Here is a 10882-nt window from a genome sequence, read left to right on the forward strand (position 1 = left end):
CACATCCCCCCATTTCCCGCCTTTCCGTCCTCCGGAAAGGCGGAGCCTTCTTTGATTGATTCCTTTTTATGCCAGATACTCCTGCTCCCCCCGCAGCCCCTCCCGCCGAGGAACCGGAATCTTCCCTGTCACTGGATGTCATCACCAGCATCCTTCTGAGACGCTGGTACTGGATTTTGCTCTTCGCCCTTCTCGGAGGCGCCGGAGCCTATTACGTGACCGGCAAGCAGAATTACATTTTTGAAAAAACGGCCAGCGTCATCATGCGGGAATCCAACAAGGATTCCTCCTCCTCGGACCGCATCAAGGTGGAACTGGGCATGGATTCCGGAGCCGCCAACCTGGCCAATGAAAGCTTCATCCTCCGCTCAAGCACAGTGATGCGGAACACGGTGGAGGACCTGACGCTGAACGTCTCCTACTGGAAGCAGCAGGACCTGCGCCAAATAGACCTGTACAAGGACAGCCCCATCACCGTGACGTTTGACGACATCGCGGAGAACCGCTTCTGCACCTTTGACGTTACGCTGGAGCCGGAAAACGCCGTGACGCTGACGTACCATGACGCCGCCGGCAACCCCATCCAGGAGAAAGGGAAGCTCCACGCCCCCATTTCCCTCCCCTTCGCCACCGTCACGGTTTACCCCACCTCCAACATGCCGGAAACCGTTTCCGGGACCACCATCACCGTGCGCCGCATTCCCGTGAACGCCGCTGCGGACCAGCTCCTTGCCAATTTTACGGTCACGCGTCCGGACGCCAAGGAATCCAGCATCCTGCAAATGACGCTGACCTCCACCAATCCGGACAAGGCCGCGGACACGCTGAACAAGCTGATCGCGGTTTACAATGACCACTCCACGGAGGAACGCCGCACGAAGGCGGTGAAGACGAAGGATTTCATCCGGCGGCAGCGCGGCCAGATCGGCGCGGACCTGAAGGAAGTGGACCAGAAAATGGATGATATCAAAATCAAAAACGACATCATCGCAGACACGGAAGCGTCCATCTCCGCAGACTTCAACGCGGCCCAAACCCTGGACAATTCCATCTTTGAGCTCCAGACGCAGATGAAGCTGGCGGACGGCCTGAAGGAAAACCTGGACGCCCTGGGCCACAAGGCGGGTCTCATTTCCCTGGATACCGGCATTGCGGATTCCGGGGTTTCCCGGCAGATTGAAGCCTACAACGCCGCCTACCTGGAATACCAGAAGGTCGCCGGAAGTGCCGGGGGGCAGAACCCCATTGTCGTCACCCTCACGAAGAGGATGGACGCCACCCGCAGCGCGGCGTCCAGGTCCCTGGACAATCTCCGCAACAATCTGGAGCTGAAACTCCAGGAACTCACCAGGAAGAGGCAGGACATCGCCAAGCGGCTGACGGCCACCTCCGGAAAGGCCCGGGAGCTGACCCCCCTGGACCGTGAACACCGGGTGAAGGAGGAACTTTACCTGACGCTTTTAAGCAAGGAGCTGGAAAACGACCTGACGCTGGCCCTGACGGAATCCTCCGCGCGCGTGCTGGAATCCGCCCACGGCACGGATTACCCCATCTCCCCCAACACCAGAAAATCCGTGCTGACCGCGGCGGCGGGGGGGCGCCATCGTCTGCATCCTCGGCTTCCTGGGGCTGGCCCTGCTCAACAACAAGATAAAGAACAGGAAGGACCTGAACGCCGTCACGCACCTTCCCGTGGTCGCGGAGCTTCCGGCCATGACCAAGAAGGAGCAGCGGCAGGTGGCCCGCATGTTCACGGATGAACACTCCGTCATTTCTGAGTATTTCCAGATCCTGTGCCACAATGCGGACTCCATGCTCCCCGTCACCCGGAACCAGGGGCACGTCATCCTCCTCACCTCCACCATGCAGGGGGAAGGGAAAACGTTCATCTCCGCCAACCTCGCCATGTCCTTTGCCAACATCGGCAAGCGCGTCCTGGTCATTGACGGGGACCTGCGCAAGGCCTCCCTGTCCAAGCAGCTTGACGGCAAGGGCCGCAAGGGGCTGAGCACCATCCTTCTCCGCAAGGTGGAAGACCCGTTCTCCGTCATCCGCACCCTGCCGGAACATCCCGGAGTGGACATCCTGTACGCCGGGCCCCAGGTTCCCAACCCGGTCACCCTCCTTTCCCTGCCGGAAATGGAGGAGCTCATCCGCCTCTTCAAGGAACGCTATGACGCCGTCATCATTGACTCCCCGCCATACGGCATCCTGGCAGACACGGCCATCCTCGCCAGCCACGCGGATATTTCCCTGTACGTCATCCGCAGCAACAGGATAGACAAGCGGCACATCGCCACCGTCCAGCAGCTTGCGGAATCCGGCCAGCTTCCGAACATGGGCTTCGTCATCAACGCCGTGGATTTCAAATCCAGCAGCTACAGCTATTACGGCTACGGCTACCACTACGGCAACACCTCCAAGAACAACCCCTCCTGATTCCCGGCCTTGTTTTCCTCCCTCTTTCAACCCAGGTTTAAAACCGCTGCGCTCTGTCCGGACGGAATGGATATGCACTGCCATTTGCTGTGGGGCGTGGACGACGGAGCGCACATCCTCCGGGACAGTCTGGAAATCATTTCCCGATTGAAAGAAAAAGGATTCAGGGGAGCCTATTGCACCCCCCACATCAGCAGCCGCTATCCCTCCAACACGCCCGCCCGCCTGAAGGCCCGCTTCCAGCAGCTTCTGGATGCACTGCCGGACCGGGATTTCGACCTGCGCCTGGCGGCGGAATACATGCTGGACCACCATTTTGAACAGGCGCTTGAGGAGGAAGAGCCGCTCAGCCACGACGGCAGCCACCTGCTCGTGGAGCTTCCCCAGTTCCGCCTTCCCAGCGCCTGGAGGGACAGGCTCCAACTGGTCCAGGAGAAAGGCTTCGTTCCCGTCCTGGCCCATCCGGAACGCTACGGGAAGATCATGCCTCCGGAGGAACTGGCTGCCCTGGCCTCACAGGGAATCAGCTTCCAGGGGAACATAGGCTCCCTGTTCGGGCTTTACGGGAAATCCTGCCAGGCGGCCGCCCGGAAATTCCAGAAGGAAAACCTGTACCTGTGGTGGGGAACAGACGCCCACAATGCCAACATGCTCACCAAACTCCGCCTGTAACCCCTTCTCCGCCGGGAAGGGCGGGACGCCCGCTTTTTCCCTGCATCCGCCGCCATGAAAATCACCGTCATCACCGTTTGCCGCAACAGCGCCGCCACTCTCCAGGACACCCTGGAAAGCGTGCTGGCGCAGTCCTGGACCGGCTATGAATACCTGGTCGTGGACGGCGGCAGCACGGACGGCACCCTGGAAATGCTTCAGGACGTTGAAGGGCGCTTCCACGGGCGGCTGAAATGGATTTCCGAACCGGACAACGGCATTTACGACGCCATGAACAAGGGTGTCCGCATGAGTTCCGGAGACGTCGTCGGCTTTCTGAACGCGGACGACTATTACCAGGACAACGGCGTTCTGGAAACCATTGCCGGAGCCTTCGCGCAGCACGGGACGGACGCCGTTCACGGCAACCTGCATTACATCAATGCGGCCCGGAAAGTCGTCCGGACATGGCGCGGAACGGACTACAAGCCCGGCTCCTTCCAGCGCGGATGGTGCCCGGCGCACCCCACGTTCTACTGCAAAAAGGACTGCTTCACCCGCTATGGCGGCTTTGACCCCTCCATCGGCAGCGCGGCGGATTTTGAGCTGATGCTCCGCTTTATTGAAAAGAACCGCGTCTCCACAGCCTATATCGACCGCAACATGGTTTTCATGCGCACCGGCGGTTCCAGCACGGCGGGATTGCGGGCCATCCTGCGCAATACGCGCCAGAACAGGCAGGCCTTCAGGAAAAACAGCCTTCCGTGCCCGTGGCACTACGGCGTCACCCGGCTGCTGTCCAAGGCGGGTACCACGGGCAATCCCGTCCGCTACTTTTTCCAAACCCGGTAATATCCCCTTTCACTGTCCCATTTGCCTTCCCGTTCCGCCGCCATGAACCTGCTCTTCTATTTTGACCATCCCATCCTGCCCCATGCGGGCGGAACGGAACGGGCGGCGTATCTTCTGGCGCAGGCCCTGTCACGGCACGGCCACCGGGTTTCCTTCCTGTCCCTCCGGGGCGCGGATTCACTGCCTGCGGAACCGCCTTATTTCCTCCTTCCCCGCACAGGCACGCTCTCCTGCGCGGAAAACAGGGAGTACGTGGAAACCCTGTGCGCCGGGCAGCAGACGGACTGCATCATCAACTGCGGAGCCAACCAGGACGACTCCTTCTTTTTCAGCCATGAGCGCCTTTCCGTCCAGGCGTCCATCGTCTCCTGGATCTCCTTTGACGTCCATACCGGGCTGGATTACTTTTCCGCCCTGCTCCGGAAGGATTTCAGCACCTGGGGCAACACCGTGAAAACGCTGTTGCGCCGGGCGCTCCTGCCGTACAAAAAGCATGTGGCCGTCAGCAACAAGAGGAGGAAATACAGGGACATGTTCCGCGGCTCGGACAAGGTGGTGTTCCTTTCCCCTCGCTACACGGAAGACGCCCTTCAACTGGCGGGCGCACCGGAAAGGGCGCGCCTGTACGCCATTCCCAACCTGCTGACCTATGATCCCGTGCAGCCCGGCATTTCCGGGAAGGAAAAAGCCGTTCTTTACGTGGGGAGGCTGGTGGATTCCCCCAAGAAGGCGGACCGCCTGCTGAAGGTCTGGAAAAGGGTGCAGCCCCTGCATCCGGACTGGCGCCTGTACCTGGTCGGGGACGGCCCGGAACGCGGCAACCTGGAACGGCTGGCGGCACGGCTGAACCTGGAAAACGTCCATTTTGAAGGAGTGCAGGACCCCGCGCCCTACTACCGGAAGGCCCGGATACTCTGCCTCACCTCCACGCACGAAGGCATGCCCATGGTGATTAACGAGGCCCTTTCCTACGGCTGCACCCCCATCGCCTTCAACAGCTTCCACGCTGCTGAAGATATGCTGCCGGACCGGGAGACGGGGCGGCTCATTCCGCCCTTCAGCCTGCGCCTCTTCGCCCGGGAGCTGGATGAGCTGATGAGCGGCCCCTACGTGCCGCCCAGCACCAGGGTATTAACCAATTATCAACCGGAAAAAGTGATTCCCCTCTGGATGGAATGCCTGCAAGAATAACCATGAGCAACATCGTCATCTATCTCCCTTACGAGCCTCTGGGCAAGCAGGGCGGCATGGAGCGCGCCACCCATGGCCTGGCTGAAATGCTGCGGGACGCCGGACACAGGGTTCTGCTGCTCTGCCGTGAGAAAAACAGGCTGGGGGAAACGTACTTTGCGCCCGTACCCCTCGCCTTCCTTCCTTCCGGCCTTTCCCGCAGCGGAGAGAGGGACTACCTGCTGAAACTGCTGCGGGAGGAAAAGACGGACGTGCTTATTGACCAGACGGAGGGGGGCGTCACGGGCCGCTGGGGCATCTTCCGCACGCGCACCCAGATGGAGGAGGCTCCCGTGAAGCTGGTCGCCGTGCAGCACAGCTCCCAATACTCCGCCCTGCGTTATTACCATCTTGTCCACAAGCGCCGGGGCGCCGCCTCCTTCTCCGGAAAATGCAGGGACTTCCTGTTCAACGCACTGGCGCTCCCCGTGAAGCGGCTCCGGGCGCGGCGGCTGCAAAAAAGCCTGTTCCGGGAACTGGCGGCCAATTATGACCGCATCGTCACTCTTTCCCGCGGCGGCATGGAGGAATTCCGGCTGCTGGCTCCCGGCACGCCTGCGGAAAAACTGGCGGCCATTCCCAACCCCGTCCCGCCGATTGAAGCGCCGCCCCTGCCGCAGGAAAAGGAACAACGCGTCCTCTTCGTCGGCAGGCTGGACAACTCCGTCAAGGGCGTGGACAGACTGCTGAGGATATGGGCGCGCGCCGGAAAATCCCTGCCGGACTGGCACCTGGACATTGTGGGAGACGGCCCGGACGCCGCCGCCCTGAAAGAACTGGCGGAACGCCTGCGACTTTCCAACGTTTCCTTTGAAGGCTTCCGGAACCCGGCCCCCTATTACCGGCGGGCCTCCATCTTCTGCATGACCTCCACGTTTGAGGGCTTCGGGCTGGTTCTGCCGGAAGCCATGCAGCACGGCTGCGTTCCCATGGCCTTCAACAGCTACGCCTCCGTGCGCGACCTCGTCATCCCCGGTGAAACCGGCATCCTGGCCCCCCCCTTTGACGAGGAGGAATACGCGCGCCAGCTCCTCCGCCTGATGCAGGACGACCCCCTCCGCTCCGCCATGGCGCAGGCAGGCCCGCAGCATGCCGCCCTTTTCTCCCCGGCGAACGTCGTGCGGGAATGGAACTCCCTGCTTCAGCACTAACCGTCCACCTTTCAATGAAGATTCTCTTTTGTTTCATGGGCACGCTCAATCCATCCTGCGGCGGGGTGGAGCGCACCATGTGCAATCTGATTCATGAATTGCAGGCCCATGGGCATGAATGCGCCATCGTGAGCTGGTACCGGAACACCCCCTATGAGCCCTTTTCCGGGATTCAGAAAATCCTGCCCACTCCTTCCTCCCGGATAAGGGAGGAGCGGCAGGCGGCTTTCAGGCAGGCCCTGGAGGAACGGCAGCCGGATATCATCATTCATGACGGGGAACTGCTGGGGGCGGGAGCCCTGTTCCCCGGTCCGGCAGGCAGGAAGCGCCTTCTGGAAGCCTTTTCCGGGAAAACTCCCGCCATTGTCGACATGCACCACTCGGACATCCGCGGCCGCCTCCGCGCGCCTTTCCTGAAAAGGATGTATTACAACGTCACGTGGCGCAGGAATTTCTATCTCCGCATTTCGCAGGCGGACGCCTTCGTCGTCCTGTCAGAGTCCTTCAAACAGGACTTTTACGACTTTCTGCCGGGAGTCCGGAAGGAAAAAATCACCGCCATCCCCAACATGAATTCCTTTGAGAACGGGAGCATCCCTTCCGGAAAGGCCAGGGAAGTCCTGTTCGTGGGGAGGCTGGACAATCCAGTGAAGGGGGTGGACCGCCTGCTGAAGATATGGAGCATGGTCTGCCGCCGGGAACCCGGCTGGTTCCTGCGCATCGTGGGGGACGGACCGGACCGGGAATACCTGGCCGCGCTGGCGGAGGAATGCGGCTGCACCAACTATTCCTTTGAAGGAGCCACGGACCATCCGGAAGAATACTACCGCAAAGCCGGAATCCTGTGCATGACGTCCACCTTTGAGGGCTTCGGCATGGTCCTGATTGAAGGCATGCAGCACGGCTGCATCCCGATGGCCTTTGAATCCTTTACCGCCGTGCGGGACATCATTGAACCGGACCGGACCGGAATCCTGGTCCCTCCCTTTGACCTGGAGCAGTACGCCGCCCGGCTCCTGGACCTGATGAGGGACGGAGGGAAGAGGGAAGCCATGTCCGCGGCCTGCTTCCGGAGCAGCGGGAAATTCGGCAAATCCCGCATCGCCGGACTGTGGGAAAACCTGCTCTCCAAGCTGGCGGAAAAGCCCAGATGAACCGAACCCTTTCCGTTTACTCATGAATATCTGTTTCATCGCCTGGGAACATTTCGGCGTGGGGGGAGTCTCCCGCGTCCTGACGCGCATCATGAATGCGCTGTGCCGGGAGCATGAAATCAGCGTGTACTGCCTGCGGCGCCCACCGCTGGAAAACGCGTACGGGCTGGACCTGGAGAACATCCGCTTTTTCCACCATGAAATGAACGTTTACGAGAAAATGAGGCGTTCCGTGATGGACAGGCTCGTCACCCGGACTCCCCTGTTCTCCTCCTCCGCAGGCGCCCGCGCGTACGCTTTCCTGCGGTACACGCATTCCTTTAAAAAGCGCCTCACCAGCCATATCAACCGCCACCAATATGACGCCGTCGTCTTCGGGTCCGGCTTTGAGGACTCCCTGCTGCTCGCCCTGCTCCGGCCGCGGCTTTCCCCCCGCACCAGAATCATCTCCTGGTCCCACGCGGCCTATGAAGACTACTTCGGGTTCAAGGGCCCCCATTTCTCCCGTTACTTCCGCCATGCGCTCAAGCGGTTCTACCACCGCTTCGACCAAATCGTCGTCCTGTCGGACCACGACAGGCGGAACTTTGAAACGCGCCAGCACCTGGCAACGCGGCGCATCTACAACCCGGCCAGCTTCACGGCGGAACGGCATTCCGCGCTGACGTCAAAAACGTTCGTCTTCGCGGGCTCCCTGTCCTCCCACAAGGGGGCGGACCTGGCCCTGGAGGCATTCGGGGAATTCAGCAGGAATAACGGGGAATGGAACCTGCACGTGTACGGAGACGGCCCCCTGCGCCCGTGGATGGAGGAATTCATCCGGGAACACGGCCTGCAATCCCGCGTTCGCCTGCACGGCAGCCACACAGCCATGGAGCGGGAATACCCCAAACACGCCATTCTGCTCTTCCCCTCCCGGTGCGAGGGCTTCGGCCTCGTGCAGATTGAAGCCATGAGCTGCGGCCTCCCCGTCATCGCCGCAGACATCCCCATCTGCCGGGAACTCATACGGGACAGCGGAGCGGGGCGCCTATTCCCCGCCGGGGACAGCCGCGCCCTGTGCGGAGCCATGCACGCCATGGCCGGGGAGGACCTGGCCCCGTACGCGCGGAAGGCGCGCGCGCAGGAACAATTTTTCACGCTGGAACGGATTATCCGCGAATGGAACGGCATGCTCAAGGAGGTGAACCCATGAAAGAGCTTCTTCTGCTGGAACCTGTCCGCAAAAAGGGGAACCACCAGTTCTTCATGGACTGGTTTGCCCGGGCGTGGCAGGCCTGCGGGGGCGGCATCAAGCGCAGGCGCCCCCTTCCCTGGCCCGCGCTGCTGGCCGTGGCCCGGCTGAAGCTGTCCGCCAACCTGCCCCCGCTTTCCTCCCGCCGGAACGCCCTGCTGGTCCCCGGCGCGGGCTATCCGGACTCCTTCGCATGGCCGCATGCCTACACGCATGAAATCATCCCCATGCTGTGGGACGTCTGGCCGCGGTACTGGCCGCGCCTCATCTCCTCCCTGAAGCGCCACCGCGTCCGCACCTTCCTGTGCACCTCCTCCCAGGTCTGCGAACACGTCCGGAAGGAACTGCCCCGTATCCGGACCGTCCACGTTCCGGAAGGCATTGACCCGGCGGGCTACCTGCCCGGAAAGGACCTCCGGGAAAGGCCCGCCGATATTCTGGAGCTCGGCAGGCAGATGCCCTTCTTCCACCGCGCCGCCGTCCGGGCCTGCCGGGAACATCCCGAATGGGTTCATCTGTTCCCCGCCGCGGAGGGTCCCCTCCTGTTCCCGGACTTCCGCTCCCTCTGCGAGGGGCTGGCCTCCGCAAAAATCACCGTCTCCTACCCCCGCTGCGATACGCACCCGGCCATGGCCGGAGAGGTGGAAACCCTGACCCAGCGCTACTGGGAATGCATGCTGTCCCGCACGCTCCCGGCAGGGAGGGCCCCGCAGGAACTGGTCAACCTGCTGGGGTACAATCCCGTCGTTGAAATAAGCGAACGGAACGCCCATGAACAAATCACGAACCTTTTAACGAACATTTCCTCCTATCAGGACCTGGTGGATAAAAACTACCGGGCGGCCTGCGAGCACGCTCCCTGGGAAGCGCGGATAGCCTCCCTGCTCCCGCAGCTGGAACGCCTGGGCTACCGGATAGGAACGCCTTCCCCGTCCGCATGAATTTCCCCTGAACAGCATGGCATCCCTTCTGCAATACATCAAGAAACACGGAACCTGGTCATTCCTGGTAATGGCGGCGATCGCCTCCACCATGACGGGCGCCATCTCCTTTCTTGCCCCCCTGTATCCGGTGATGCTGGCGGTGGCCGCCGCGGTGTGCGTGACGAAAATGAAGAAGACCAGCATGCCCCTGGTCATCATGGCGGCGGCATGCGTCCTCAGCCTGGCGTTCAACCATCCGCCCGCCATTTTCAAGCCCTGGTACCGCCTGGCCTATTTCCTTCTCCTCCTGCTGGCGCTTACCCCGCTGACTTCCTCCCGCCTGTTGAACGCGTTCCGCCTGAACCTGTTCCTCTGGCTCATGCGCTTCTGCGTCTTCATCGGAGCCGGCTCCTTCATCGGCTACTTCCTGGGCATCAACTACATGCGCTACAATACCAGTGAGATGATCAATGTGGCGGGCCTCTTCGGGGGGCTGGTCTGGCAATCCATCACGCTGGGCCTGCTCGCCGGGCTGGGGCTGGTTTATCTGACCGTCCTCCATCTGGAAAACCGGGATTCCGGCAGGAAGGAGACCAAGCTCCGCCTGGGCCTGATGGTCGCGTGCCTGGGCTCCATCCTGCTTTCCGCCTCCCGCTCCGCCCTGGTAGCCACCCTGATGGGGGTGGGGTACGTCTTCTTCATGTACTTCAGGCATGCCCCCAAAAAGCTTTTCCGGGCGCTGCTCGCCCTGTTCTTCCTGGGCATCCTGCTGGTGCCCTTTGTCCAGCACTTCGGCGCCAACACGCTTGCCAAGCAGCAGGCCAACCTGAGCATGGGGAGCGCCATGTCCTCCCGCACCCAGTTGTGGGAAGACCGCGCGACGGAGTTCCTTTCCTCCCCCCTGTACGGCGTGGGGTTCGCCTCACAGAAAATCATTTCATTCAAGCAATCCCTGGTGACCGGCATCATTGAACCGGGCACGTCCTACGGGGCCGTGTTCGCCATGACGGGCCTGCTGGGGGGAATTCCCTTCCTCTTCATCCTGTTCGGCAACCTGCTCAAACGCCCGTTCCGCGCGCCGGGCTCTCCGCCCGTTTCCCCGGCGCAGGCGGCCCTGGCCCTCTTCGCCGTCCACATGATTGCGGAAGGGTACGTCTTTGCAGCCGGTTCCGGACTTTCCGCCGTCTTCTGGGCCGTCATCGGGGGGGCCCATGCGTACCGCAACCTGCCCAATGGAGGAAAATAACA

Annotated in this window: 10 protein-coding genes; all 10 read left to right on the forward strand. The window is 61.6% G+C overall.

What is annotated here, in order from left to right; translation table 11 throughout:
- Positions 1 to 68: 68 nt before the first annotated feature.
- The 10 genes from J5W70_RS12020 (at position 69) to J5W70_RS12065 (ending at position 10880) form a co-directional block, all read left to right on the forward strand.
- On the forward strand, positions 69 to 1760 hold the full coding sequence (locus tag J5W70_RS12020) for a GumC family protein (protein ID WP_215841921.1): 1692 nt from the start codon (positions 69 to 71) through the stop codon (positions 1758 to 1760).
- A complete protein-coding gene (locus J5W70_RS12025) occupies positions 1714 to 2439 on the forward strand; it encodes a tyrosine-protein kinase family protein (protein ID WP_215841922.1) in 726 nt (241 codons plus the stop codon). Before J5W70_RS12020 ends, J5W70_RS12025 begins: the two co-directional genes overlap by 47 nt.
- A gap of 66 nt (positions 2440 to 2505) precedes the next feature.
- Entirely contained in the window at positions 2506 to 3111 is a 606-nt protein-coding gene (locus tag J5W70_RS12030) for a tyrosine-protein phosphatase (protein WP_022397304.1), read from the forward strand.
- Positions 3112 to 3165: 54 nt separating this feature from the next.
- A complete protein-coding gene (locus J5W70_RS12035) occupies positions 3166 to 3942 on the forward strand; it encodes a glycosyltransferase family 2 protein (RefSeq protein ID WP_022397305.1) in 777 nt (258 codons plus the stop codon).
- Between the two features lie 42 nt (positions 3943 to 3984).
- Positions 3985 to 5133, forward strand: a complete 1149-nt coding sequence (locus J5W70_RS12040) for a glycosyltransferase (protein WP_022397306.1) — start codon at positions 3985 to 3987, stop codon at positions 5131 to 5133.
- Positions 5118 to 6323: a glycosyltransferase gene (locus J5W70_RS12045; RefSeq protein ID WP_215832842.1), complete on the forward strand. Its 1206-nt coding sequence runs from the start codon at positions 5118 to 5120 to the stop codon at positions 6321 to 6323. Before J5W70_RS12040 ends, J5W70_RS12045 begins: the two co-directional genes overlap by 16 nt.
- Before the next feature lie 14 nt (positions 6324 to 6337).
- Positions 6338 to 7477, forward strand: a complete 1140-nt coding sequence (locus J5W70_RS12050; protein ID WP_022397308.1) for a glycosyltransferase — start codon at positions 6338 to 6340, stop codon at positions 7475 to 7477.
- A gap of 22 nt (positions 7478 to 7499) precedes the next feature.
- Positions 7500 to 8672, forward strand: coding sequence for a glycosyltransferase (locus tag J5W70_RS12055; protein WP_022397309.1), 1173 nt, complete (start codon positions 7500 to 7502; stop codon positions 8670 to 8672).
- Positions 8669 to 9652, forward strand: a complete 984-nt coding sequence (locus J5W70_RS12060; RefSeq protein WP_022397310.1) for a hypothetical protein — start codon at positions 8669 to 8671, stop codon at positions 9650 to 9652. The genes J5W70_RS12055 and J5W70_RS12060 overlap by 4 nt, the downstream gene beginning before the upstream one ends.
- A gap of 16 nt (positions 9653 to 9668) precedes the next feature.
- Complete coding sequence (locus J5W70_RS12065; RefSeq protein ID WP_022397311.1) at positions 9669 to 10880, forward strand: O-antigen ligase family protein; 1212 nt, start codon at positions 9669 to 9671, stop codon at positions 10878 to 10880.
- Positions 10881 to 10882 lie beyond the last annotated feature (2 nt).

Origin of the sequence: Akkermansia massiliensis, from assembly GCF_018847375.1 — a bacterium.
In the GTDB taxonomy this organism is placed as follows: Bacteria; Verrucomicrobiota; Verrucomicrobiia; order Verrucomicrobiales; family Akkermansiaceae; genus Akkermansia; species Akkermansia massiliensis.

Excerpts from the sequence above, each read along its gene's own strand:
- J5W70_RS12020 (WP_215841921.1), top strand. The coding sequence starts at position 69 with ATGCCAGATACTCCTGCTCCCCCCGCAGCCCCTCCCGCCGAGGAACCG.
- J5W70_RS12025 (WP_215841922.1), top strand. The coding sequence starts at position 1,714 with ATGACCAAGAAGGAGCAGCGGCAGGTGGCCCGCATGTTCACGGATGAA.
- J5W70_RS12030 (WP_022397304.1), top strand. The coding sequence starts at position 2,506 with ATGGATATGCACTGCCATTTGCTGTGGGGCGTGGACGACGGAGCGCAC.
- J5W70_RS12035 (WP_022397305.1), top strand. The coding sequence starts at position 3,166 with ATGAAAATCACCGTCATCACCGTTTGCCGCAACAGCGCCGCCACTCTC.
- J5W70_RS12040 (WP_022397306.1), top strand. The coding sequence starts at position 3,985 with ATGAACCTGCTCTTCTATTTTGACCATCCCATCCTGCCCCATGCGGGC.
- J5W70_RS12045 (WP_215832842.1), top strand. The coding sequence starts at position 5,118 with ATGCCTGCAAGAATAACCATGAGCAACATCGTCATCTATCTCCCTTAC.
- J5W70_RS12050 (WP_022397308.1), top strand. The coding sequence starts at position 6,338 with ATGAAGATTCTCTTTTGTTTCATGGGCACGCTCAATCCATCCTGCGGC.
- J5W70_RS12055 (WP_022397309.1), top strand. The coding sequence starts at position 7,500 with ATGAATATCTGTTTCATCGCCTGGGAACATTTCGGCGTGGGGGGAGTC.
- J5W70_RS12060 (WP_022397310.1), top strand. The coding sequence starts at position 8,669 with ATGAAAGAGCTTCTTCTGCTGGAACCTGTCCGCAAAAAGGGGAACCAC.
- J5W70_RS12065 (WP_022397311.1), top strand. The coding sequence starts at position 9,669 with ATGGCATCCCTTCTGCAATACATCAAGAAACACGGAACCTGGTCATTC.